This is a genomic window from Kitasatospora sp. NPDC098663 (genome assembly GCF_044760075.1).
In the GTDB taxonomy this organism is placed as follows: domain Bacteria; phylum Actinomycetota; class Actinomycetes; order Streptomycetales; family Streptomycetaceae; genus Kitasatospora.
In genome coordinates this window covers 187415-212169 of sequence record NZ_JBIWAP010000010.1, presented here as the reverse complement: position 1 = coordinate 212169, position 24755 = coordinate 187415, and the positions used below count along the sequence as shown (strand labels likewise).

Below are 24755 nucleotides of genomic sequence, written 5' to 3'. Positions count from 1 at the left end.
ACCCGTCATGCGCACTGCCGTCGTCGTCGGTACCGGACTGATCGGCACCTCCGCCGCGCTCGCCCTGGCCGGCCGCGGGCTGACCGTCCATCTGGAGGACGCCGACCCGGACGCCGCCCGGACCGCCGCCTCGCTCGGCGCCGGCATCACCGAGCCGGCCGACGGCCCGGTCGACCTGGCGATCATCGCCGTGCCGCCCGCCCTGGTCGGCAAGGTGCTCGCCGACTGCCAGCGCCGCAACCTGGCCCGCTGGTACACCGACGTCGCCAGCGTCAAGGACGGCCCGCGCATCGAGGTCGCCGCGCTCGGCTGCGACACCGTCCACTACATCGGCAGCCACCCGATGGCCGGCCGTGAGCGCTCCGGCCCGCTGGCCGCCCGCGCCGACCTGTTCGAGGGCCGCCCCTGGGTGCTCACCCCCACCGACGACACCGACACCGAGACGCTCAACGCCGCCCTGGAACTGGTCGCGCTCTGCGGTGCGATGCCGATCGTGATGGACGCGGCCGCGCACGACCGGGCCGTCGCCCTGGTCTCGCACGCCCCGCAGCTGGTGTCCTCGCTGGTCGCCGCCCGGCTGGAGCACGCCGACGAGACCGCCATAAGGCTCTCCGGGCAGGGCGTCCGGGACGTCACCAGGATCGCCGCCTCCAACCCCGGCATGTGGGTCGACATCCTCTCCGCCAACGCCGGCGCGGTCGCCGACATCCTGGAGGAGGTCGCCTCCGACCTCGGGGAGACCGTCACCGCGCTGCGCGCCCTGGACGCCTCCGAGGAGGGCGAGCGCCGGGCGGGCGCGGCCGGGATCGAGGCGGTCATGCGGCGCGGCAACACCGGTCAGGCCCGCATCCCCGGCAAGCACGGCGCGCCGCCCACTCGGTACGAGACGGTGGCCGTGGTGCTCGGTGACCAGCCCGGCGAGCTGGGACGGCTGTTCGGCGAGGTTGGCGCGGCCGGGGTCAACATCGAGGACGTCGTCATCGAGCACTCGACCGGCCAGCAGGTGGGCTTCGTCCAGCTGTCGGTGGCGCCGGGGGCGGTCAAGCCGCTCACGGTGGCGCTGCGGGCGAGCGGGTGGAGCGTCCGGGACTGATCGGGCCGCGGGGGCCCGGTCGGCTTCCAGGACTTCGGTTGAGCGGTTCGGTCGAGCGGGTCGGTTGAGGGGGTCGGTTGAGGGGGAGCGGGGATGATCATCGAGTTGCCGCTGGGCGGGACCCGGCACGGGTCCTACGGCCGGCCGGTGGACCTGGGGAACGAGCGGTTCCTGCGGGCGGTGGTGGGTGGGGACTTCCGGATCGACCACCGCAGCGTCGAAGCGCTGGCCGAACTGCCCCGGCCGACGCCGCCGGACCCGGAGTCCGCCGAGCCGGAGCCGGGGCTGAGATCGGCGCCGGTGCCGGGGCTGTTGCCGGAGCCGAGGGGGCCCGGCAGGGGGCTGGTACTGGGCCGATCGGGTGGCGGAGTGGGTAGGGCGGCGGTCCATTAACCTTGAGGGAGACAATCCCCTGCCGTCTGCCTCCCCAGGCCCCGGCTTTCACGCCCAGAGAGAGGTTCGGCCCCGTGGACACTGCCGACCGAGCGCACGCCCCGGTCGTCGTCGCGATCGACGGACCCTCCGGTTCGGGCAAGTCGACCGTCTCGCGGGCGGTGGCGGCCCGGCTGGGCCTGAGCTTCCTGGACACCGGCGCCATGTACCGGGCGATGACCTGGTGGATGCTGGCCAACGACGTCGATGTGGCCGACCCGGAGGCGGTGGCCGTCGCGTGCGGCAAGCCGGTGATCGTGTCGGGCACGGACGCGGACGGTCCCACCATCACGGTGGACGGCCAGGACGTCTCCGGACCGATCCGCGGCCCCGAGGTGACGGCGCAGGTCAGTGCCGTCTCCGCGGTGCCTGCGGTGCGCTCGCGGCTGGTGGAGCTGCAGCGCGGCTGCGCCGAGGTCGCCGAGCGCGGCATCGTCGCCGAGGGCCGGGACATGGGGACGGTGGTGTTCCCGAACGCCACCGTCAAGGTGTTCCTGACCGCCTCCGAGCGGGCCCGGGCCGAGCGCCGGGCGGCCGAGCTGCGCGCCAAGGGCGTCGACGAGGCGACCATCACCGCGATGGCCGCCGACCTCGCCCGCCGGGACGCCGCCGACTCCTCCCGGAAGACGGCCCCGCTGGCCCAGGCCGCGGACGCCGTCCTGGTGGACACCAGCGAGCTCACCCTGGAGCAGGTGATCGACCGGATCGCCGCGCTGGTGGAGGAGCGGGCCGGGATGTCGTCGGTCTGAAAGGACGGACCGGCCTGAAGGACGGACTGGTCTGAAGGACGGACTGGTCTGAAGGACGGACCGGTCCGAACGGCCGGAACGGCCGAATGAGCTGCGGTGCCGCCGAGGTGCCGCGGAGGAAACCATCGCGCTGCCCCGAGCGGGGCAGGTACGCACGGCGCGCCCCTGGGAAGGGCCGCGCCGGGAAACGGAACAGACGAACATGACCGCAGAGCACTCCGACACCGACCACGGTGGACTGGACGCCGCCGACTACGCCGAGTTCATGGCCATCGCCGCCGAGGAAGGCTTCGACGTCGACGGCGTGGACGGCTTCGACGGCGCCGAGCACGTACCGCTGCCGGTGCTGGCCGTCGTCGGCCGCCCGAACGTCGGCAAGTCGACCCTGGTGAACCGCATCATCGGCCGCCGTGAGGCCGTCGTCGAGGACAAGCCGGGCGTCACCCGCGACCGGGTCACCTACGAGGCCAGCTGGAACGGCCGCCGCTTCAAGGTCGTCGACACCGGCGGCTGGGAGATCGACGTCCTCGGCATCGACGCGATGGTGGCCGCGCAGGCCGAGCTCGGCATCGAGCAGGCCGACGCGGTCCTGTTCGTGGTCGACGCCACCGTCGGCGCCACCGACACCGACGAAGCCCTGATCAAGCTCATCCGCCGGGCCGGCAAGCCGACCGTGCTGTGCGCCAACAAGGTCGACGGCCCGTCCACCGAGGCCGAGGCCGCCTACCTGTGGTCGCTCGGCCTGGGCGAGCCGTACCCCGTCTCCGCGCTGCACGGCCGAGGCTCGGGCGACCTGCTCGACGCCGTCATGGACGCGCTGCCCGAGGCCCCGCCGCAGACCTTCGGCGACGCCGCCCCCGGCGGCCCGCGCCGCATCGCGCTGATCGGCCGCCCGAACGTCGGCAAGTCCAGCCTGCTGAACAAGGTTGCCGGCGAGGAGCGGGTGGTCGTCAACGAGCTGGCCGGCACCACCCGTGACCCGGTCGACGAGATGATCGAACTCGCCGGCAAGACCTGGAAGTTCGTCGACACCGCCGGCATCCGGCGCCGCGTCCACCTGACCGCCGGCGCCGACTTCTACGCCTCGCTGCGCACCTCCGCCGCGCTGGAGAAGGCCGAGGTCGCAGTCGTCCTGGTCGACGCCAGCGAGACCCTCGCCGAGCAGGACACCCGGATCATCTCGATGGCCGTCGAGGCCGGGCGCGCCGTCGTCATCGCCTACAACAAGTGGGACCAGATGGACGAGGAGCGCCGCTTCTACCTGGAGCGCGAGATCGAGCGCGACCTCGTCCAGGTGCAGTGGGCCCCCCGGGTCAACGTCTCGGCCAAGACCGGCCGGCACATGGAGAAGCTCGTCCCGGCGATCGAGACCGCGCTGGAGGGCTGGGAGACCCGCATCCCGACCGCGCGGCTGAACGCCTTCCTCGGCGAGCTGGTGGCCGCGCACCCGCACCCGATCCGCGGTGGCAAGCAGCCGCGTGTCCTGTTCGGCACCCAGGCGGGCATCCGTCCGCCGCGGTTCGTGCTGTTCGCCTCGGGCTTCCTGGAGGCCGGCTACCGGCGCTTCATCGAGCGCCGGCTGCGTGAGGAGTTCGGCTTCGTCGGGACGCCGATCTCGATCTCGGTGCGGGTCCGGGAGAAGCGCAAGCGGAAGTAGGACGTCGTGATCCACCGGCAGTAGTCGGTGGGTGTCGGCAGCAGGTGTGGGCGAGGGCCCCGTCACGGTGGTGGCGGGGCCCTCGTCGTGTGTGCGGGGTCGTGCGGGCGTCGTGCGGGTGGTGCGCGGGTGGGTCAGTGGTGGTCGCCGTTGCGGCCCGGGGGGAGGGAGAGCATCTGGCGGTGGCGGCCGCCGGTGGGCGCGGCGGTGGCGACGCCGGTGGCGGTGCCCATGGCCGGGGCGGGGGCCGGGGGCGGCGCGGGCATCGCGTGCGGGAGCGGGCCGAGGTAGCCGGCGGCCACCCAGCCCTGGCCGTTGGTGAACTGGGACGGCGGGGGCGGGGTGTGCTGAGGGGCGGTGGCTGCTGGGGCGGCCTGGCCGAAGCCGTCGCTGGTCGGGGCGGCGGGCTCGGAGTGGGGGTGGGGGTGCGGGTGGGTGTGCGGCTGAGGGGCGCTGTGGCCGGTGTGGCCCATCGCGTCGTGGTGGGTGTGGCCCATCGCGCCGTGGCCGGAGTGCCCGGTGGCGCCGTGGTTGGCGGCGTGCCCTGCGGAGTGGCCGTGCTGCTGGCTCGGCATGTACTGCGGCAGGCCGGGCGCCTGCCCCCCGTAGCTGTGGAAGGCCTGGTGCTGGGGCGGGTACGGGCGCGGCTCGGCGAGCACCGGGTAGCCGTCGCGGACCGCGAAGCCGGTGAACTTCAGGTCCTCCTCGCCCGAGCGGTCGCCCGGGAGCGCGCGGAACAGCCGTCGGTACTCGGAGTACAGCTCGTCGTAGATCGGCGTCGTCGAGTGCGGGTGCTCCGCGTCGTACGACGGGCGCATGCCGGGGATCGAGCGGGGCGCGGTGGTGGACCGGCCGGGGGACGCGGAGACGTCGTAGCTGTACACACAGGGGCCAACGAGTGAGGCGGCACGGGGATGCGGGGTGCCGGGGCCCGGCCGGAAGGCGGCTTGTGCCGAGGGGGAGGCCGCCTTCCGGCGGGTGCGGAGCCCGGGCGTGGAGCCCGGGTGCCGACGGGGTGGGACGCGGCTGGGGCTGGGGCTGGGGCTGGGTGCTGAGGGGGCGGGCGGGGGCGCGGCTGGGTCGGGCGCGCGCTGCTGGGGCTGGGTGCCGACAGGGCGGGTGTCGGCGGTCCCGGGTGCCGAGGGGCTCAGGTACCGGCGAGGGGAAGGGAGGCGGCGACCACCTGGCCCAGTGCCACCGCCCGCTCCAGCGCCTGGCGGAGCAGGTCCTCGCGCGGCTGACGGCCCACCATCCCGGCCGGGACGGCGTACATGGTGACCTCGGAGAGCTGGCTCGCGGCCATCCGCCAGGCGTCGGTGACCTGGAGCGGCTGGTGCGCCTGCCACCAGCCGGTGCTGCCGCCGGCGGCAGCGGGCTGCAGGATCGCGTGCAGCTTGCCCATCGCCACCAGGACCGACCAGCCGCCGAGTTGGTCCGGGGTCTCGTCGAGGTCGGTGATGGCCTGGAAGCCGGCGTCCTGGAGCAGGTCGAGGAACTCGTCCTCGCCGGAGGTGCTGCCGGGCCGCCCGACCGGGCCGGTCGGTTCGACGACCAGCGAGGCGTGCCCGACCTTGCCGTGCAGCACCAGCCCGCAGGTGATGCCGAGGATGGCGGCCTGGCCCGGCGCGCTGGGCTGGGCGGTGGGGGCGGTCGCCGGGGTCGGCGCGGGAATGGGCACCAGCGGGTGCGCGGGCGCGGCCGGGGCGCCGGTCTGGGCCTGGCTGATGCTGCGGACGGCGCCGACCAGTTGCTCCTCGGCCACCGGCACCACCTGGGACGGGATGCAGCGGGCGTGGGCGAAGGCGAGTACGGCGGTCTCCTCGCCGACGAACAGGACGGTGCTGGTGGGCTCCGCGTGGGTGTCGCCGGAGGTGCGGCAGGAGGTGCATTCGTAGCTGTCCGGTGCGCGGTCGCCGCCGAGGAGGCGGTCCGCCTCGTCGTCGCCGATCTCGGACCGGACCTCGTCGCTGACGTCGAGCATGCGCGGCACGGGTTCTCCTCTTGGTGGGTGCGGTTGGCGGTCGGGGGCGGATACGGGGAGGTCGCCATGACCAACGGGCCCTTGTGTCAGGCGTCACGGGTGGTCGACGAGGCTGACGGGAATTGCCTCCGATCCGACCGCGCCGCGTGTTCTCGTGGTCGCAATGTGTCGATGTCGGTGGCAGGCCTGCCGGAATGGAACCGTGAGGTGAGTCACGCCGTCGTGATGTTTGATCTACGAATCGATGGCTAAATCGGGCATTTCGGGCATGATTGTGCGGTTATTACCGCTGGTAACCCTTGGCTGAGCTGGGCAGACCGGTGGAGTTTTGGTTTCCCCGCCGACCGGCTCGTAGCTTCATTGGCGGCGCAACGAGCGCCACCCGGGTTCACCCCCGACGCACCGCCCCTCCGGCTTCCCGCCGGATGCGGCAGGTGCCCGCCGACGCGATCGCTCGAAGAGGTCGCCGGCGAGCGGCTGGGTGGCCGGGGCGGCAAGCGGCACGTCCGACACGTGCACGGTCGCCCGACGGACGCGGCAAGTGAACGCGGCCCTCTCCAGGGCCTGGTTCCGCATGCCCGCCCGGGGCTTTCGAGAGGAACCCCATGACCTTCCGTCACGAGACCGCCGCTGCCACCACCTCCACGGCCACCAAGCGCAACCGCGTCCGGATGGCTGTCGTGGCGGGCGCCGCTGTCGCGGCCCTGCCGGTGGCCGGCCTCGTCACGGCCACCTCGGCCTCCGCCGCCTCCGTCTCCACCTGGGACTCCGTCGCCCAGTGCGAGAGCGGCGGCAACTGGGCCATCAACACCGGCAACGGTTTCTACGGCGGACTGCAGTTCACCTCCAGCACCTGGGCCGCCTTCGGCGGCACCGCCTACGCCTCGCAGGCCAACCAGGCCACCAAGGCGCAGCAGATCGCCGTCGCCGAGAAGGTGCTCGCCTCGCAGGGCCCGGGCGCCTGGCCCGTGTGCTCCGTCAAGGCGGGCCTGACCAAGGGCGGCGCCCCGGCGGCCGTCGACACCTCGGCCGGTTCCACCGCCGGTTCGACCGCCGCGAAGCCGGCCGCCCCGGCCGCCAAGCCGGCGCAGACCCAGGCCCCGAAGGCCGCCGCTGCGCCGAAGGCCGATGTCGCGCCGAAGGCCGCCGCCCCGAAGGCCGCCGCTGCGCCGAAGGCTGACGTCGCGCCGAAGGCTGACGTCGCGCCGAAGGCCGCGCCGAAGAACGACGCCGCCAAGGGCGCCAAGGGCTGGACCGGCTCGAACGACGCCAAGCCGGCCAAGGGCGACAGCTACACCGTCAAGTCCGGTGACACCCTGAGCTCGATCGCCGCCGCGCAGGGCCTGGACTGGCACGACCTGTACAAGAACAACGCCAAGGTCATCGGTGGCAACCCCGACCTGATCCTCCCGGGCCAGACCCTGAGCGTCTGATCAGTTGAGCCTCTGAGCCTCTGAGTCTCTGGTCCTCTGGGCAGCTGAGTGCTCGATCGGCTGAGCGTTTGACACCGGCTCTCCGGGGTCTGCCGCCTGATGTCGGCTGTCCGACGTCCCCGGCCTGAGCTCGGCTCAGCGGGCCTCCCGGCCCCGGCGCTGTGCTGACACCACGGCCGCTTCTCCGCTTCGCGGGGGAGCGGCCGTTGGCGTTTCGGTGCTTGTGGCGTTTCTGCTGTTTCTGGCGCGTTCGGCGTGTTCGGAGTGTCGTTGGGGAGGGGCGTGCGGCGAGCAGCCTAGGGTCGGCTGCTGTGCCGCTTCCGTTTGACGAGCGTATGTGCCGGGTCGTGCTTCGGCTGGGCGTCGTCGTGGTGCTGCTGGCGGGGCCTTCGGCGATCCCCTGGGAGCGGGCCGGTGCGGCGGTCCGGGTCGCGGACGTCGTGTGGGACGGCCTCGCCGAGTGCGAGAGCGGCGGCGACTGGCAGGCCGACACCGGCAACGGCTACTACGGCGGCCTGCAGATCTGGCCGCCCACCTGGGAGGCCGCGGGCGGCTTGCGCTTCGCCGACCGCCCGGACCACGCGAGCCGCCGGGGGCAGACGACCGTCGGCGAGGAGATCCTCCGACGGCAGGGCTGGGAGGCGTGGCCGGACTGCGCGCGGGAGCTGGGATTGATCGGTGGATCGCCGACTCCCGGTGGCGGTCCGACCTCCGGTGGCGGTCCGACCTCCGGTGGCGGTCCGACCTCCGGTGGCAGCTCGGCCCCCGGTGGCGGTCCGGCCCCCGGTGGTGGTCCGGGCTCCCGAGACCGGCTGGGTTTCTGAGGCCGCCAGGGTTTCTGAGGCCGGCCGGGCTTCGGCCGTGGCGGTGCGGGAGGATGGTGGGGTGATCCAGGGTGAACTGTTCGGTGACCTGCCCGGTGCCGTCCCGGGCGGCCGGTCGGGGTCCGCTGCCGCGCGCGGGCGCGCCGAGCCCGCCCCCGGCGCCGTTCTCCTCCCCGGCTGGCTGGACGCCGAGGCCCAGTTGCGCCTGGTCGCCGCCTGCCGGGAGTGGGCCCGCCCACCGGCAGGTCTGCACGCCGTGCGGATGCCCACCGGCGGGATGATGTCCGTACAGATGGTCAGCCTCGGATGGCACTGGTATCCGTACGGTTATCGGAGGGACGCGGAGGACGGCACGCCCGTCAAGCCGTTCCCGCCCGAACTCGACCGCCTCGCCCGCCGCGCCGTCGCCGACGCCTACGGGCCGGACGCCCGGCAGATCGCCGGCGCCGCGTCGTACGAACCCGACACCGCGATCGTCAACCACTACCCGCACGGCGCGAAGATGGGCCTCCACCAGGACCGCGACGAGCGGACCGACGCGCCCGTGGTCTCACTCTCGCTCGGCGACGCCTGCGTGTTCCGACTCGGGAACACCGAGACCCGGACCCGCCCGTGGACCGACCTGGAACTGCGCAGCGGGGACCTCCTGGTGTTCGGCGGCCCGACCCGGTTCGCGTACCACGGCGTGGTGCGCACGCTGCCCGGCACGGCGGATCCGGCGCTTGGCCTGGTCGGCCGACTCAACATCACCGTGCGGCAGTCGGGGCTGGCGGCGGGGGAGGCTTGAGCCCGGGCGTGCGTTCGTCCGCCTGGTGACCGCTCTTCTCCCTGACTGCTCGCTTACTCGTTCGAGTGAATCGGCTCCTTCGGCCCGGTACGCGGGAATGACCCCGGTCGCCGGAGAATTCGAGTGGGTTGGAGAATTCGATCAGGACGGGCGCCGGAGCCGGGCGGAAGACCTCCGCCGGGGCCGTGGGCCTGGAGAGGAAGCGCACGCATGGGTACCCCCGTCGACGACCTTGTCGACCTGCTCGACCTGGAGCAGATCGAACTGAACATCTTCCGCGGGCGCAGCCCCGAGGAGGCGCTGCAGCGGACGTTCGGCGGCCAGGTCGCCGGGCAGGCGCTGGTCGCGGCCGGGCGCACGGTGGACGGCGACCGCCCGGTCCACTCACTGCACGCCTACTTCCTGCGCCCCGGGGTGCCCGGCGTGCCGATCGTCTACCAGGTCGACCGGATCCGCGACGGCCGCTCCTTCACCACGCGCCGGGTGCTCGCCATCCAGGGCGGCCGGTCGATCTTCGCCCTCACCGCCGACTTCCACCGCCCCGAAGAGGGCGGCATCGAGCACCAGCACCCCATACCGGACGTCCCCGCGCCCGAGGACCTGCCCAGCGCGCTGGAGGAGGTCGGCTCCCGGCTCGGCGAACTCCCCCCGTTCATCAGCCGCCGTCAGCCCTTCGACATCCGGTACGTCGACCGGCTGCGCTGGACGAAGGAGGAGCTGGCCGGGGTCGAGGCGCGCAGCGGCGTCTGGCTGCGGACGGACGGCCCGCTGCCGGACGACCCGCTGATCCACGTCTGCGCCCTCACCTACGCCAGCGACATGACGCTGCTCGACGCCGTCCGCGCCCCCGTCGAGCCGCTCTGGGGCACCCGGCACTTCGACATGGCCTCGCTGGACCACGCGATGTGGTTCCACCGCCCGTTCCGCACGGACGACTGGCTGCTGTACCAGCAGGAGTCCCCGATCGCCCACGGCGCGCGCGGCCTCGCGCGCGGGCAGATCTTCGACCGGAGCGGGCGGCTGGTGGTGTCGGTGGTGCAGGAGGGGTTGTTCCGGCCGCTGGGCGCCGGCCGCTGACGGGGCGGGCGCGTGGGCGCGTGGGCGCGTCGGCGGCCGGGTGTCGGGGTGTCGGGATGTCGGCGTCGGTGGTGCTGCCGTCGTGACGCCGTGTTGCCGCCCTGTGGCTGCCCTGTGGCGGTTCCGGCAGGCGGGAATGATCCGTCCGGGTGCGCGGCGTTGTGGTGGGTGACCGAGTTGGACGGCCCGAACAGCGGGCCGTCCGAGGACCGCAGTGGGAGGGTGTACCGATGACGGCGACGGCCGCGGAGGACTGGAAGCACTGGAGCGACGGCCGGGCGGCGTCGGTGAGCGCGCCACACGGCCAGCTCGCACTCACCGGCACGCACTGGTTGGAGCCCGAACCCGCCGAGATCGTCGGCCTGCCCGGGCGCTGGTGGGCCGACGCCGAGGGCGTCCGGGTCCGGGCGGCGGCCGCGGACGGCATCACCGTCGGCGGCGCCGACGGGCCGGTCGACGGCGAGGCGCTGCTCCGCCCCGACACCGATCCGGCCGCCGACACCGCCACCCTCGGCGACGTCGTGCTCGTCCCGATCGAGCGCGAGGGCGAGCTCGCCCTGCGGGTCTTCGACCCGGCCGCGCCGCGCCGGACGGCCTTCGCGGGAATCTCCGCCTACCCGTACTCGCCGGAGTGGGCCGTCCCCGCCGTCTTCACCCCGTTCGAGGAGGACGGTGCCCAGTCCGTGCTCGTCCCCAACGCGGACGGCAAGGAGCGCCCGCTCGCCGTCACCGGGCAGATCGCCTTCACCGTCGCCGGCGAGCACCGCACGCTGACCGTCAGCCGCTCCGGCGACCGCCTCACGGGCGTCATCGCGGACGCGACCAGCGGCATCGACACCTACCGGTTCCGCTTCATCACCCTCCCCGCCCCGGACGCGGACGGCCGCACCGTCCTCGACCTCAACCGGGCCTACCTGCCGCCGTGCGCCTTCGCCGACCACTTCATCTGCCCCTTCCCGCCGCCGGGCAACCGGCTTGACTTCGCGGTGGAGGCGGGGGAGAAGCAGGTCCTGACCAGGTAGGACGGGCGGCTGCCCGGCCCCGGTGCGGGGAGCGGGGAGGCCGGGGCGGACCATGGAGGGTTGTGTCGACCAATCATCCTGCCAATCCCGCCCCGGCGTCCGACCCCGCCCCGACGCCTGCCCCTGCCCCAGAATCCGATGCCGCCGAGGCCTCCGCCGCCTCTTCGGCGGAGGAGCCCCCCTCCGACGCCTCCTCCCCGCCGGCCGGAACCGAGACCCTCCCCTGGTACCGGCGGGCCTTCGCCGACCTCAGCCCGCTGCGCGACCACCCCGACTACCGCCGGGTCTGGTTCGGGCAAGCGGTCTCCTCCATAGGCCAGCAGATGACGGCCGTCGCCGTCTCCGTCCAGGTCTACGACGAGACCGGCTCCGCCTTCGCGACCGGCCTGGTCGGCCTCTTCTCCTTCTTCCCGCTCGTCGCCTTCGGCCTGTACGGCGGTGCGATCGCCGACACCGTCGACCGGCGCAAGCTCGGCCTGATCGGTTCGGCCGGGCTCGCCGTCGTCTCCGCCGTCCTCGCCGTACAGGCCCTGGCCGGCCTCGGCCAGGTCGCCGTCCTCTACGCCGCCGTCGCCGCCCAGGCCGGCTTCTTCGCCCTCAGCTCGCCCGCCCGCTCCGCGATGATCCCCAGGCTGGTCCCCGGCCACCAGCTCCCCGCGGCGAACGCGCTGAACACCGTCAGCATGAACCTCGGCCTCACCGTCGGACCCATGCTCGGCGGCATCCTCATCGGCGCCTACGGCACCCAGGCCGCCTACCTGGTCGACACCGTCGCCTTCGCCGGCACCCTCTACGCGATGTGGCGCCTGCCCGCCATGCGCCCGCTCGGCGACCGCAAGGGCCGCGCCTCCGTCCTCGACGGCCTCCGCTTCCTGCGCGAGCAGCCCAACCTGCGCACCAGCTTCCTCGCCGACCTGGCCGCGATGATCTTCGGCATGCCGCGCGCCCTCTTCCCCGCCATCGCGGTCACCTTCTACGGCGGCGACGCCCGCACCGTCGGCCTCCTGGTCGCCGCCCCCGCCGTCGGCGCCCTCACCGGCGCCCTCTTCTCCGGCTGGGTCGGCCGCATCCACCGTCAAGGCGCCGCCGTCCTCGTCGCCGTCGCCGCCTGGGGCCTCGCCATAGCCGCCTTCGGCGCCCTCCACAACCTCTGGCTCGGCCTCCTCCTGCTCGCGGTCGCCGGCTGCGCAGATACCGTCAGCATGATCTTCCGCAACACGATGATGCAGGTCGCCGCCCCCGACGAGATGCGCGGCCGCCTCCAGGGCATCTTCATCGTCGTCGTCGCCGGCGGCCCTCGCCTCGGCGACTTCGAGTCCGGCGCCGTCGCCGCCCTCACCAACCCCGCCACCTCCGTGATCACCGGCGGCCTCGCCTGCGTCGCCGCCGTCCTCCTCCTCGCCGCCCGCCGCCCCGCCTTCCTCACCTACGACGCCCGCCACCCCACCCCCTGACCCACCCCGACCTGTCCCGACCCACCCACCCCCAACCCGGCAGCGAGCACCCCTCCACGTGCTGTATTGTTTTCCACGTCGCCGGGACAACCGGAGACAAGGTCGAGAAGCCCACAGCAGAGCCCCCCAGGCCCTGCCGCCGGGCACCGAGACCACGGGACGTGGCGCAGCTTGGTAGCGCACTTGACTGGGGGTCAAGGGGTCGCAGGTTCAAATCCTGTCGTCCCGACTGTGAAGTCGGTTGTGAGAGCCGGTACTTGGGAAACCGAGTGCCGGCTCTTTCTGTTGCCTGGTCAGCTGGTGGTCGCATGGTGGTCGCCGGGCCACATCGGCCATGAAGCTGATGGTTCATTTGTTCGTGTCTGCTGGTGTGCGGGCAGTTGCCGGTGCGGGCGCGGGTTCTGGTGCCAGGGGCGCCGGGCGCGGCAGGTGGGTTGGCCGAGTGCGGCGCGGTCGGCGTTGTCGAGGATCCAGGCGACGGCGTCGACGGCTGCGCGGGCGGCGAGGTGGGTCAGGTCCGTGTAGATGTTCGCGCTGGTGGACAGGGTGCGGTGGCGCAGGGTCTTGGAGACGACGGTGAGCGGGACTCCGGCCGCGGTGGCGAAGCTCGCGGTGAGGTGGCGTAGGTCGTGCAGGGCGATGCGGGGGACGCCGGCCTTGTCGCAGAGCAGGTGGAAGCGGTCGAGGACGCTCTTGGGGTGCAGGGGGCGGCCGTTGTGGTGGAAGACGTAGCCGCCGGCGGGGGTGATCTGGCCGAAGGCCCGTGAACCGGCCCGGTCTTCGAGGGTGTCGACGGCGCGGTCGGACAGGGCGACCCAGGCCTTGCTGCCCTTGGTCTTCGGGGCGGTGAGCAGGAGCTGGTTGTTGTCGATGACGGAGAGGGTGTTGCGGATGAAGAAGACCCGTTCGGGCAGGTGGACGTCGTCCCAGTGCAGGGCGAGGGCTTCGCCTTTGCGGATGCCGGTGCCGATCATGAGTTCGGCGAGGTCGGCGTAGAGCGGGTCGGTGACGTGGGTGAAGCGCAGGAAGCGGGCGGTCTGCTCTTCGGTCCACAGGTGCCGTGGGGCGGAGGCGGGGCGGGGGAGGAGCGGGGGTTTGGCGGGGTTGCGGGCGAGGCGTCCGTCGGTGACGGCTGAGCTGAGGGCGCTGGAGAGGGTGGCCATGATCCGGTGGACGGTGACCTTGCCGCGGCCTCGTTGTAGCTGGTGGGTGACGAAGGCGCGAAGGTGCTGGCGGGTGAGGTCGATCAGGGGGATCTGCCCGAGGGCGGGGATGAGGTCCTGTTCGACGTAGGCGCGGTAGCGGGCCATGGTGGTGGGCTTGAGGTGGAGTTCTCGTTCGGCGAGCCAGTCCCGCAGGTAGTCGGCGGTGCGCTGCCGCGGGTCGGTGATGACGCACAGCGCCGAGCCCTCGTTGAAGCGCCGCAGTGCCATGCGGGCGTCGATCTCGTCGGGGAAGCCGGCACGGCGGATGGTGCGGCGGTGGCCGTTGACGGGCGGGGTGTCGACGGCGAAGGCCCAGGTGCCGTGGTGGGGGTCGGCGGTGAGGCGGGGACAGGTGGTGCCGAGCTGGTGGCGATGGTCGTCACGGCAGCCGCAGCGCCGGTAGATGCGGCCCCGGTCCCGGCCGCCGGAGGGATTGGGTGAGCAGCGCATGGTGATCGCCTCGGAGGATCGTGCGCGAGTCGCTTTCCTTTTCCGTCCAGTCTGCGTCGGAGTGGCGACCGCCGTGCGACCACCGGCGCGGAGAGTGTTGCTTTGACCTGCGGGTCTCCCTTGACCAGCGACAAGGGAGACTCGCGGATGGGTGATCGCCGGTTGCTTCTGTCCCGGTCCTCGCCACCGCCGAAGTGGTCCTTGTCGTCGAGTTCGCTGTAGCGGACGGCCAGTTGCTGCTCGCGCGACGCAGCGGCATGGCACTGCGTCACAACCGTGGCCTAGGAAGGCAGCAGCAGCGGTGCCGGTGGCACGCCCGGGATCGGGTGGTGGAGCCGGTCGACTTCACCACCCTGGACGACCCTGACACCGTGATCGCCCGTCTCACGAGCTTCTCGGTCAAGTCGGGCGGCCTGTAGGACACAGTCCTACCTCCTGCCCCGCGACCACTCTCCGTAGTCAGATTGGCGGCCACTTGATTGCCCAACGAGATGATCCGGAAATGCGGCCTAATCTGTGAGGTCGCCCGCGCCCTGTGGATCCGGATCTGGGGGCGCACTCGACCTTCCGGCGGGTGCCGAGCACGCTGCGCGAGTAACTCCGCTGCCGGTGCTGTCGCAGTGGCAGGAGTCCGGCCGCAGGTCACTGGTGATGTCACCTCGGTTGGCCATTTTCCTGTGAGGGGTGCTGTCGGCCTGCGGGGGCGCGCGTCGGGTAGGTCCGCCTCGCGGGCGTTGGTGTGCGCTCATTTCGGCTACTCTGTGAATTCAGGTGATGACCAAGCGCGTTCGGTTTCGTTTGGTCGATCAGCCGTGGATCACCGGGAACCGCCTCGCGCCTCTCGGGCCGCCGCGGTCGATACCTGGCGAGTGCAGGGCGAGGCCGCGAGTCCGCGCCGGTGGGTGCGGGTGGCAGCGAAAGGGGTACTGGTGGCGATCCACATCGATGCGCTGCGCGAGTTGCTGGTGGCGGCCGCGGGGCAGGAGGTGGAACTGCCGCTCGAAGTCCTCGGGTTCGGCGACGGCGCGGTGCGGACGATCTTCCCCGACGGGGTGGTGCGCCTGACGCGGGACGAAGGGGACCCGCGGGCACCCTGGGCGGCGGGGACGGCCGCGGTGGCGGTGGCGGGGCAGCCGGTCGCCGTGCGGCTGACCGCCGCTCACGAGGACTCGGTGGCAACCACCCTGGTGCTCGACATGCGGACCGATGGGCAGCCCGTGCCGGCGCACCTGCTGGCCCGCGGGTTGGGCCTCGAAGTGCCGAGGCTGCCGGGGCCGGTGGCCGAGCAGGTCACGCGCGCCCCGGGCGCCGCGGCGGCCGCCGACGGTGCGGTTGCGCGGGTCCGCCTCCTGGCGGGCGCCGAGCGGGCGGTCCTGGCCGAAGCGGACGGATGGCAGGTGATCCGCACGGACCGCCCGCTGACGCGCGACCGACTGGCTGTGCTGACGGGTGATTCGGCTGTCACGCTGCCCGGCCCGTTCCTGCCCGGCCTGCCGACCGGTACGTGGCTGCTGCCGGGTACCGGAGCTCGGCCGGTCCCACTGCGCCCGGCCCGCGGGACTCGGCCGGTCGAGCGGGGTGGGGGTTCGCGGATGGACGGCCTGGGTCGGGCGCTGCCTGGCCGCCCGGCCGGCGGGCGGCGCGGCTTCGAGCGTCGGGTACGGGCGGTCGCCACCGAGACGGGCTTCGCCGTCCTGGCCGGCAGCGGTGACGGCGAGCGCGGCAACGGCCGCTGGGAACTGGAGATCAGCGACGACGAGGCCGTCGTCAGCGTCGACTACGACTGTGCGCCGCTGCGGGTGACTGGTGGGCTGGGAGCGTTGCCCGCCGAGGCGCCGTACCGGTCGATCGTCGGCGGTGTGCTGATGTTCTCCTTCGGCGGTGACGCCGCGGACGGTGGCAAGCCGAGCAGGGGCGCGTACGGCACCGGCACGGGCGCCTACGTGGTGCCGGACTCCTCCGGGGCCAAGCCGTCGTTCTTCGGCTTCGCCGCTCTCGGTGCCGATCCCGGTTTCGGTATCCCGGCGATCCGGCTGAACGGGGTCGCCGCCGGCCTGGGCTGGAACAGCCGGGTCCGGCTGCCCGAGGTCTCCGAGATCGAGGACTTCCCGTTGCTGAGGGCGCTGGACGACCCCGGGGGGATCGGCGCCGAGCGCGAGGATCCGGTGGAGATCCTGCGCACCCTCACCGCCGGCGCCGATGCCTGGATCACCCCGGCCCGGGACGAGTTGTGGGTGGCGGCCGGCCTGAAGTTCACCATCGCCGAGCTGGTCGAAGGCCGGGCGATGGCGGTCGTGCAGACCGGTTCCGAGCTGACCGTCGCGCTGCTGGGCACCGCGGCCGCCGCACTGCCCAAGAGCGGCTCGCACACGTACGCGCAGATCGAGGCGACGCTGCGGGCCGTCCTCAAGCCCCGCCAGGGCGAGCTCCAGTTCGATGCGGAACTCACCCCCGCCTCCTTCCTGCTGGACCCCAACTGCCGTCTGCGCGGCGGGGTGGCGTTCCGCAGCTGGTTCGGGCCCAGCGCGCACGCGGGCGACTTCGTCTACACCGTGGGCGGCTACCACCCCAACTTCGTGCCCCCGGCGCATTATCCCGTTGTGCCGCGGCTGGGCTTCGACTGGGACCTGACCGGCTCGGTCACCATCTCCGGCAGCGCCTACCTGGCGATCACCCCGGCCGCCGCGATGGCCGGCGGGTCCCTGGACGTGCGTTTCCACTCCGGTGTGATCCGGGCCTGGTGCACCGCGAAGGTCGACGCGCTGCTCCAGTGGAAGCCGTTCTACGTCGACGTGGGCCTGCAGGTGCGCATCGGCGTGTCCGCCACCGTGAAGATCGTCTTCGTGAAGGTGACCATCACTGTCGAAGTCGGCGTCGCACTGGGCATCTGGGGACCGCCCACCGGCGGTCAGGCCAGGATCAAGCTCTGGTTCATCTCCTTCACCATCAACTTCGGCAAGGGCCGCGAGAGCGCGGGGAAGGTGCTGGACTGGGACGGGTTCAAGGAGATGCTCCCGCCGCCGCCCACCACCGTGCGGGTCACCCCCGGGATCGGGCTGCTGCTGGACCGGCACACGGAGACGCAGCGGGCGGCCGAGGCCGAGGCCGACTGGGAAGTTTCGGCCAACGGCTTCGCCTTTTCCACCGACAGCGTCGTGCCGCTCACGCAGGTCTTCCTGGGCACCTCCGACACCGCTGCCGAGACCGGCCCGGCTCTCAGCATCCGGCCGATGGGTGAGCGGGGCCTGACCAGCACCCAGCACATCACCCTCACCCGTGACGGCTCCGTGATCGACCCGGCGACCTGGTCACGCAGCCGCTGCCTGGCCGCCGTGCCCGAGGAACTGTGGGGCACTTCCGCCCCGGGCACCCTGCCCGACGGCGAGCGGCAGCTACTGCAGGACCAGCTCACCGGGGTCAGCCTGGCCTCGCCCGCCGCACGGCACGGCACCTCCACCGGCTACCTGGACGAGAAGGCGCTGGCCTTCGACCCGATGCACCCTGAGGGCAACCAGCCACTGGACCCGGCCGCCGGGCCCGTCGGTGCCGCACCGCAGCGCCCCGGCGGTGTCATCGCCACCATCGCCGCCACCATCGCCGCCCCCGCCCAGACTGCCGCCCGCACCCGGCTGGCCGACCAGCTCACCACGTTCGGCCTGGACCTGGGCCCGCTGGACAGCGACCTGTCCGGCTATGCCCACGCCGCCCGGACCGCGTTCACCGCCGAGCCCATGCTGGTCACCACCGGCTGACAGAGGGGATCCCTTATGGCCGTCGTCGGCCACCGCACCCGCTTCCTCGACCACCGCATCCCCTCCCTCTACGCCGGCCGCTACGTCGCCACCGTCAGCGAGAGCATTGAGGGCGTGGACACCGGCAGCAGCCTGTCCGAGCGCGTACAGCGCTTCGCCGTGCGCCAGCCTCGCTTCTCGGTCGCCGCCTCCGAGGTCCAGGCCGCCTACCCCGTGCCGGGCGCGAGCGGCACCTACAGCCAGATCCTGCCGCACATCACCCTGGACTCGCCCGCGCTGCCCTGGGCCCGCCGCCTGAACGGCACCGCCGAGGGCGTGCCCTGGGTGGCGCTGCTGCTCTTCGGTGAGGGAGAACTCCCGGACGACCCCCACGCGGTCGGCAAGGTCACCGTCAGCACCGTCGACCATTTGCGGAAGGGCGCGGCCGGTGCCGGTCGCGCGCCGGACATCGACCCGGCCGGCCTGCTGCCCGGCGAGGCCGAGGAGGCATGCCGCAGCATTCTGGTGCCGGCCGACCTCTTCACCGCGATCCGCCCCGAACCCGCCGAACTCGCCCTGCTGGCGCACATCCGCGAGGGCGGCCCCCCGGACGCCGACCATCGCCGCATGACAGCCGGCACCGACCCCGAGCCGCTGACGGAGGACCTCAACGCCGTCGTCGTCGCCAACCGCTTCCCGCCGGCGGCGGGCGGCCAGCAGGTCGTCCACCTGGTCTCGCTGGAGGGCTTCGAGCCCTACGTCACCGGCACCACCCCGCCCGCCGAGGGCCTGCGCATGGTCTCGCTGCAGACCTGGTCGTTCGAGACGCTGCCGGACTCCGGAATCGGCTTCGGCGACGTGGTGGAGAACCTGGCCGCCGCCACCGACACCCTGCTGCGCCTGCCACTGGACCACAACAGCGCGACCGGCGACGCGGCGCAGCGGCTGGCGAGCGGCGCCACCGCGCTGCCGCAGCGCCTGGAGTCCGGCGAGCGCACCCTCGCCTTCTACCGCGGCCCGCTCACCGCCACCCCCGCCCAGGCACTGCCCGCACCGGCCGACCCGCGCCTGGAGTCACCCGGCGAGGCGCTGGTCTACCTGCAGGAGCACGGCGTCTTCGACACCGGCTACGCCTCCGCGTTCAGCCTCGGGCGCACCCTGGCGCTGGCGGACGCGCCGTTCCGCGGCAAGCTGCTGGAGTTCCGCAAGAAGACCCGCCAGGCCTTGCGCCGCCTGGCCACCAGGCCGGAACTGGTCACCGCGGCGCGCAGCGTGCGCCAAGCGGCCGACCAACTGCACGCCAACCCGCAGCGGGCGGCCTTCGACCGGCTGGTCCGGAGCGTGCTGCCCACCGCGCTGGCCCGCAGCGGCGCCGAGCTGGCCGCCGCCGAGCGGCGACCCGTCGTCCGCACCACGGCCCAGATGCCGCTGGCGGTCGGCGCCCTGCGCGCCCACCTCGCCGACGAGCGGGTCCGCGAGGTGCTGGCGCAGGCCACCGGGACCGAACGCGAGCCGGTCCGGGAGTGGTTGAAGGAGCTGTCCCGGCTGGGCATGGTCCCCTTCGACCACCTGGTGCCCGACCCGCGGATGCTGCCGCCGGAGAGCATCCGGTTCGCCTACGTCGACGAGGGATGGGTCCGCGCGGCCGTCGACGGCGCGTTGAGCGTGGGGGTCGGGCACGCCCTGGACGCCGACCTGAACACGCTGGCCGCCACCGTGCCCGCGCCGCCCGCGTGTGCGGTGCTGATCCGCTCCGAGCTGGTCCCCAACTGGCCGCGCACCATCATCACCGCCTTCGCCGGCGACGACGCGGTCGAGCCGGTGCACCGACTGCGCTACGGCAGCGACGTGCTGCTGCTGTTCTACCCCCGGGTCATCGACACCTTCGCCCTCGCCGAGCCGCCGCAGGGCCTGCACTTCGGCATCAGCGACAACGGCACCATCGAGATGCGCAGCCTGAGCGGAGACATCGGCCACCCCCGGGGCGACTTCCCGACGCCGCCCGGCTTCGCGCGGTTTCTGCGCCCGGGCGGCAACGACGTGCTGGACATCGCCGGCGCGCTGGCTCCCGAACTGGCAGCCGCCCACGGGCTGCCGAGCCTGTCGCCGGCCCAGTTCGCGCTGCAGATGACCAAGGCGCCCCAGCTGCAGACCTTCACCCGGCCCTGACCCCAGCGACCCCGTTCCCGAAGAGGACCCCCATGCCCAACGACACCCTGGTGGTGCCGGTCGAGGTCGCGGCGTTCGCCGTCAACGCTCAGACCCGCGACACCGACGGCAGCTACGTCATGCAGCGCTGGACCGCCAACTTCGTCCCGTTCACCGACGACAACGCGGCGCCCGAACCGGCGCCGTTCGCCGGCACCCAGATGTGGACCGGTGACCCCTCCCGGCTCGGCGTCTACCTCCAGTGGCAGCTGCCCGAGGGGCTGTGCCGGGGCCGGCAGGACGAGGAGAGCGGCGAGATCGGGGACTTCCCGCTGGTCCCCAACCGCTGGCTGGTGGCACGCCGTTCCGACGCCGGCATGCGCTCCTGGATCGTGCAGTCCGACTACCTCGACCGCAGCGCCGGCACCGTCTCCTACCTGGATCCCGCCGCCGCGACCGCGACCGCGACCAAGATCGGCCGCCGCGTCGAACTCACCGCCGAAGCCCCCTGGCACGAACCGGCCGACACCTCGGCCCCGTTCCTCACCGCCGTCGGCCCGGGCCTGCTCACCTTCTCCGTCTACCAGCCCTACAACACCAACGTCTTCTCCCTGCACGACACGCTGGAGGACATCACCGGCGACGACCGGCTCAGCTACTGGGTGGCCGGCTGGTACGCCGACCCGGCCACCGACGTCCTGAACTCGGACGACGACGTCGAGGAGCTGCTGCGCGACCTGGAATGGAGCCTGGCCCCCGGCCTGGGCAGCCCGCGCCGCTCGCTGTACACCGGCAGCGCGGTCGGCGTGGAATGGCGCCCCGACGGCGGCACCCCCGAGTCGGACTCCCCGCTCGCCTCCTCCATCGCGGTCGCCATCGGCAACAGCACCGGCGAGGCCGCGGCCCTGCTGCAGGAGCAGCCCGCCGGGACCGGCGCGCTGAGCGCGCAGGACGCCCGCCGCTACGCCGCCTTCACCCTGGGGGTGCTGGAGGACTTCGAGCGCGCGGACGGCGACCTGTTCCCCGAACGCGCCGCCCACGCCTCCGGGTTCGGCCCCGTGCCCGGAGGCCACAGCTGGCGCGTGGTGGACCGCGACACCGAGGCCGCCCGCAGCGCCCTCAGCACCGCCGAACGCGCCCGCACCGAACTGCTCGCCCAGCACGTCACCACCGAACTCAACCAGGCCCAGCGAGAACTCGACTCCCTGGAACGCGAGTTGCACGGCGCCCAGCAGCACCTCTACGTACTGTGGGCGCTGAACCGGGAGAGCAAGCAGCCCGACGTCTTCGCCACCCGCATCCCACGCGAGCTCGACCCCGAGAACGCCGACGGCGCCGCCGGCCGCACCAGGGCGCTGGCCGCCCAGGTGAGCGCGGCCCGGGCCCGACTCCCGTGGTCCACCCGAGAGGAGGACCTCGCCGAGCAGGCCCGCAGCTACGCCGCCGAGCACGGCCTGCGCGCCGGCCAGATGCTGCAGCGCGTGCCGGCCGAGCCGTTCGAGCAGAGCGCGGACCCGGTGCTGATGCTGCAGGGCGCCAAGCTCAACGCGCCCATGACCCGAGGCTCCGCCCTGCCCTGCCGGGTCGAGGAGCGCCTGGTCACCCGCATCGGCCCGATCACCGCCTCGACCGTCGCCGCCGACGCGGCCAAGGTCAACACGGCCGGCCTGCCCGACCTGCTGCCCGCACTCCTCACGGAGTTCCTCATCATCGTCCAGGCCCGCAATACCGAAGCGAGCCTGGACGACGCCGACGGCAAACTGCCCGAGCACGGCACCGAACCCTGGCGCCAGCCCTGGCAGCCGCTCTACCTGCTCTGGGAGGCCGAGTACACCGCCATCCCCTTCCAGGAGACCGGCACCGACCTCTGGACCTTCGACGGCAACCACTACCGCTGGGACGGCGAAGGCGCCCTGCCCGTCCCTAGGACGGTGCGGGGACGGCAGATCCTCACCCCCACCAGCGGCTACGACCAGGAAGGGCAGATCGACCACTACGCGGCAGGACGCGCCGACCTGCCCCAGGAGCTGATCCGCCGACTGCGCCAGGAGACCCGCGAGCTGGACCAGCTCTCACAGCGCCTGGACGGCCTGAGCACCGCCGTCAGCCAGCGCGTGGCCGCCAGCTCCGCCGTCCCCACCGGCCACCTCGGCGACCTGATCGCCCACGGCACCGGACCAGTTCCCGACCCCGGCGGCCAGCCCGTCAACGACTGGGACGACTGGGACGACATCGACCTCGTCGCGTTCCAGGAACTGCGCTGCGGGCACCTGATGTTCACCAAACTCTCGGTGGTCGACCGGTTCGGCCGCGCCGTCAACCTGATCGACAACCCGCTCCACTTCGACCGGCTACTCAAACCCGCCTCCATGACACCGGACCACGCCGTCGGCGAGATCCAGACCGACCGCTACGCCGAACTCGGCCCGCGCCTGCTGCAACCCGCCCGCCTGGAATTCGACTTCCTCTCCTCGACGGGCGACGAGGACGTCGACCTCACCCCCGGCGCCAACCCGGTCTGCGCCTGGCTGCTGCACAACCGCCTGGACCGCTCGCTGGCCTGCTACGCCCCTGACGGACAGGCACTGGGAGACCTGCGCACCGTCCTCGACCCGACCGGCGAGCCGATCGTGACCTGGACCGCCCTGCCCCACTCGCCCGTCCAGGAGCTCGACCAGCTCGCGGAGCTCTCCCCGCACGCCCACCAGCTGCTCGCCGCCATCGCGCAGCGCGGCCCCGCCGTGCTGGACGCGGTCCGCACCCAACTCGACGACACCCTGACGGCCATCGACCCCGAGGGCCCCGAGGACCAGAGCCTGGCCTTCCTGCTCGGCCGGCCCCTCGCCCTCGTCCGGGCCCGCCTCGACCTGCAACTGCACGGCCCGGCCCGCACCGACGTCAGCTGGCGCAACGTCATCGACCCACCCGAGCCCCAGATGCCCGGCTACCGGTGGACCGTGCGGCTGGGCGAGGCCCAGCAGATCGACGACGGCCTGATCGGCTACGTCCTCGACGAGGACTACGACCACCTGGAAACCGTCCTCACCCCGCGCGGCGACCACGGCGGCTACCTGCGGCCCATCGAACGCGGCCAACGCCTCAAACTCGCCTTCGAAGGCGACAGCTCCGCAGCCGTCACCCTGCTACTGGACCCGCGCGCCCCCGTGCACGCCACCACCGACATCCTGCCCGTCGCCTCGGTCATGGTCCCCCCGCAGTACACCGAGGCCGCGCTCGCCGCCATGGCCGTCAACTTCCGCACCGGCCCGCTGCTGATCGCCACCACCGAGGACGGCGCGGCCACCCTCCCGCAGCTCACCACCGCCACCGGCACCTGGTCCTGGGCCGAGCACGTCGGCGCCGACTGGGCCCAACTGCCCATCACCGTCCCCGACCCGGCATCCCTCCCGATCGGCGAACACCCGCAGATCCGCACCGGATTCCTCGTCCTCCAGGACGCCGCCCACGCCACCCGCACCGCACGAGGAGCCCGCTGATGGCCACCATCCAGCAGATCACCGCCACCGAGAACCTGAGCGGCCAGGACCCCGCAGACCCCACCGCGTTCGCCTTCGAGCTGAGCACCGACCCCGACCCGCTACGCGTCTCACCCGCCAGCGGCGATCCGGAGCGCGCCGACCTCGTCATCGTCGGCAGCCGGCGCGGCGCCTCCGTCGACTGCCGCAAGATCACCGTCCACGTCCCCACCGGAAACAAGTCCCCCGACCTCACGCCCGACCTGAACAGCGTCACCCCGAAGATCAGCCTGGACGGCTGGACCCCGAGCACCGACCCCACCGCGAAGACCATCACCTTCACCCCCGCCGGCGACCGCGCCACGATCGGCCCGGACCAGGGCATCACCATCCAGCTCATGGGCATGCGGATCAACACCGAGGTCGGCAGCTCCCCGCTACAGATTGACGTCGAGTGGGCCCAGAGCGGCAGTGAAGGCTGGAAGACCGACCCCACCGTCATCGACGTCGGCAAGTTCCCCGCCGACTTCGTGCTGCGCAACTTCATCCCGGAGGAACTCGTCATCGACAACGGGGGCAGCGTCAAGCTCAACTGGGAGGCCGGCGGGGTCTCCTCGCTCAAGCTGCTCTACGACGTCGCCGAGGTGAACGTCCTGGACAGGAGCACCTTCACCGTCCCCAACGTCCGCAGCACCACCGTGTTCTACCTGCGCGCCACCGTCCAGAACGGCACCGGCACCGCCGAGCGCATCCTGTCGGCCACGGTCACCGTCCGCGTCCCCGACCTCGAGGTACGCAACCTTACCGTCACCGGCAACCTCACCGCCGTGACGGAAGGGACATTCGCGCAGATCAGGGAGTTGCGCGGTGGGGAGGTGCGGGAGGGCGCATTCATCACCGAAAAACTCATCGTCAACAGCCATGTCAAGATCCTCCCGGGCGAGTCTCTCGAATACGACAGGCTCACCGTGGGCGGGAAACTCACCGTGGACGGGGGGCTCACCGTGGGCGGGAACGTCGACGCCGTGGCGGAGGGGAAGGTCGTGCGGATCAGGGACCTGCGCGGACCCGGCGGCGAGCCGCTCACAATCGACAGCCCTGTCAACGTGCTCAAGGACAACAACGTCACCATCGCCGGCAGGCTCACCGTGGGCGGGAACGTCGACGCCGTGGCGGAGGGGAAGGTCGTGCGGATCAGGGACCTGCGCGGACCCGGCGGCGAGCCGCTCACAATCG

Annotated in this window: 17 protein-coding genes and 1 tRNA gene; 15 read left to right on the top strand and 3 right to left on the bottom strand. The window is 72.8% G+C overall.

Annotation, left to right across the window (positions count from 1 at the left end; translation table 11 throughout):
- Positions 1-7 precede the first annotated feature (7 nt).
- From ACIQVZ_RS13905 to der, 4 genes are all read left to right on the top strand, one after another.
- Positions 8-1093: a prephenate dehydrogenase gene (locus ACIQVZ_RS13905; protein ID WP_402449799.1), complete on the top strand. Its 1086-nt coding sequence runs from the start codon at positions 8-10 to the stop codon at positions 1091-1093.
- A 93-nt stretch (positions 1094-1186) separates the two neighbouring features.
- Positions 1187-1486 (top strand): hypothetical protein, encoded by a 300-nt coding sequence (locus ACIQVZ_RS13900; protein ID WP_402449796.1) that lies wholly within the window; start codon positions 1187-1189, stop codon positions 1484-1486.
- Between the two features lie 74 nt (positions 1487-1560).
- Positions 1561-2274 carry a (d)CMP kinase gene (gene cmk / locus ACIQVZ_RS13895; protein WP_350883721.1) on the top strand — a complete coding sequence of 238 codons (714 nt, stop codon included), beginning with the start codon at positions 1561-1563 and terminating at the stop codon, positions 2272-2274.
- Between the two features lie 202 nt (positions 2275-2476).
- Positions 2477-3931: a ribosome biogenesis GTPase Der gene (der, locus tag ACIQVZ_RS13890; RefSeq protein WP_350883723.1), complete on the top strand. Its 1455-nt coding sequence runs from the start codon at positions 2477-2479 to the stop codon at positions 3929-3931.
- A gap of 134 nt (positions 3932-4065) precedes the next feature.
- Here the strand turns inward: der and ACIQVZ_RS13885 are convergent, their stop codons facing one another.
- Both ACIQVZ_RS13885 and ACIQVZ_RS13880 read right to left on the bottom strand, forming a co-directional pair.
- On the bottom strand, positions 4066-4815 hold the full coding sequence (locus ACIQVZ_RS13885; RefSeq protein ID WP_350883725.1) for a hypothetical protein: 750 nt from the start codon (positions 4813-4815) through the stop codon (positions 4066-4068).
- 263 nt (positions 4816-5078) lie between these two features.
- Positions 5079-5921, bottom strand: coding sequence for a hypothetical protein (locus ACIQVZ_RS13880; RefSeq protein WP_079135943.1), 843 nt, complete (start codon positions 5919-5921; stop codon positions 5079-5081).
- Positions 5922-6517: 596 nt separating this feature from the next.
- On the opposite strand from ACIQVZ_RS13880, the gene ACIQVZ_RS13875 reads away from it, so the two are divergent.
- The 7 genes from ACIQVZ_RS13875 to ACIQVZ_RS13845 all read left to right on the top strand — a co-directional run bounded on the left by ACIQVZ_RS13875 (position 6518) and on the right by ACIQVZ_RS13845 (position 12738).
- Positions 6518-7345, top strand: a complete 828-nt coding sequence (locus ACIQVZ_RS13875; protein WP_402449791.1) for a transglycosylase family protein — start codon at positions 6518-6520, stop codon at positions 7343-7345.
- A 311-nt stretch (positions 7346-7656) separates the two neighbouring features.
- Positions 7657-8169, top strand: coding sequence for a transglycosylase family protein (locus ACIQVZ_RS13870; RefSeq protein WP_402449789.1), 513 nt, complete (start codon positions 7657-7659; stop codon positions 8167-8169).
- An 88-nt stretch (positions 8170-8257) separates the two neighbouring features.
- On the top strand, positions 8258-8956 hold the full coding sequence (locus ACIQVZ_RS13865) for an alpha-ketoglutarate-dependent dioxygenase AlkB (protein WP_402449851.1): 699 nt from the start codon (positions 8258-8260) through the stop codon (positions 8954-8956).
- Positions 8957-9166: 210 nt separating this feature from the next.
- Positions 9167-10033: an acyl-CoA thioesterase II gene (locus ACIQVZ_RS13860; protein ID WP_350883732.1), complete on the top strand. Its 867-nt coding sequence runs from the start codon at positions 9167-9169 to the stop codon at positions 10031-10033.
- A 230-nt stretch (positions 10034-10263) separates the two neighbouring features.
- Complete coding sequence (locus ACIQVZ_RS13855; RefSeq protein ID WP_350883735.1) at positions 10264-11055, top strand: DUF1684 domain-containing protein; 792 nt, start codon at positions 10264-10266, stop codon at positions 11053-11055.
- A 62-nt stretch (positions 11056-11117) separates the two neighbouring features.
- A complete protein-coding gene (locus ACIQVZ_RS13850; RefSeq protein WP_402449786.1) occupies positions 11118-12509 on the top strand; it encodes an MFS transporter in 1392 nt (463 codons plus the stop codon).
- A 155-nt stretch (positions 12510-12664) separates the two neighbouring features.
- A tRNA-Pro gene (locus tag ACIQVZ_RS13845) sits at positions 12665-12738 on the top strand.
- 64 nt (positions 12739-12802) lie between these two features.
- Here the strand turns inward: ACIQVZ_RS13845 and ACIQVZ_RS13840 are convergent.
- On the bottom strand, positions 12803-14164 hold the full coding sequence (locus tag ACIQVZ_RS13840; protein ID WP_402449784.1) for a tyrosine-type recombinase/integrase: 1362 nt from the start codon (positions 14162-14164) through the stop codon (positions 12803-12805).
- 929 nt (positions 14165-15093) lie between these two features.
- Between ACIQVZ_RS13840 and ACIQVZ_RS13835 the strand changes: the two genes are divergently transcribed.
- The 4 genes from ACIQVZ_RS13835 to ACIQVZ_RS13820 form a co-directional block, all read left to right on the top strand.
- Complete coding sequence (locus tag ACIQVZ_RS13835) at positions 15094-17916, top strand: DUF6603 domain-containing protein (protein WP_402449783.1); 2823 nt, start codon at positions 15094-15096, stop codon at positions 17914-17916.
- A 15-nt stretch (positions 17917-17931) separates the two neighbouring features.
- On the top strand, positions 17932-20064 hold the full coding sequence (locus ACIQVZ_RS13830) for a hypothetical protein (RefSeq protein WP_402449781.1): 2133 nt from the start codon (positions 17932-17934) through the stop codon (positions 20062-20064).
- A 32-nt stretch (positions 20065-20096) separates the two neighbouring features.
- On the top strand, positions 20097-23540 hold the full coding sequence (locus ACIQVZ_RS13825; RefSeq protein WP_402449779.1) for a hypothetical protein: 3444 nt from the start codon (positions 20097-20099) through the stop codon (positions 23538-23540).
- The coding region (locus tag ACIQVZ_RS13820; protein ID WP_402449777.1) for a hypothetical protein at positions 23540-24755 on the top strand (1216 nt) is incomplete at its 3' end. The genes ACIQVZ_RS13825 and ACIQVZ_RS13820, both read left to right, overlap by 1 nt.

What these genes read in the sequence shown, in the direction of transcription:
- ACIQVZ_RS13905 (WP_402449799.1), top strand. Translation starts at nt 8, where the DNA reads ATGCGCACTGCCGTCGTCGTCGGTACCGGACTGATCGGCACCTCCGCC.
- ACIQVZ_RS13900 (WP_402449796.1), top strand. Translation starts at nt 1,187, where the DNA reads ATGATCATCGAGTTGCCGCTGGGCGGGACCCGGCACGGGTCCTACGGC.
- der (WP_350883723.1), top strand. Translation starts at nt 2,477, where the DNA reads ATGACCGCAGAGCACTCCGACACCGACCACGGTGGACTGGACGCCGCC.
- ACIQVZ_RS13875 (WP_402449791.1), top strand. Translation starts at nt 6,518, where the DNA reads ATGACCTTCCGTCACGAGACCGCCGCTGCCACCACCTCCACGGCCACC.
- ACIQVZ_RS13860 (WP_350883732.1), top strand. Translation starts at nt 9,167, where the DNA reads ATGGGTACCCCCGTCGACGACCTTGTCGACCTGCTCGACCTGGAGCAG.
- ACIQVZ_RS13855 (WP_350883735.1), top strand. Translation starts at nt 10,264, where the DNA reads ATGACGGCGACGGCCGCGGAGGACTGGAAGCACTGGAGCGACGGCCGG.
- ACIQVZ_RS13840 (WP_402449784.1), bottom strand. Translation starts at nt 14,164, where the DNA reads ATGCGCTGCTCACCCAATCCCTCCGGCGGCCGGGACCGGGGCCGCATC.
- ACIQVZ_RS13830 (WP_402449781.1), top strand. Translation starts at nt 17,932, where the DNA reads ATGGCCGTCGTCGGCCACCGCACCCGCTTCCTCGACCACCGCATCCCC.
- ACIQVZ_RS13825 (WP_402449779.1), top strand. Translation starts at nt 20,097, where the DNA reads ATGCCCAACGACACCCTGGTGGTGCCGGTCGAGGTCGCGGCGTTCGCC.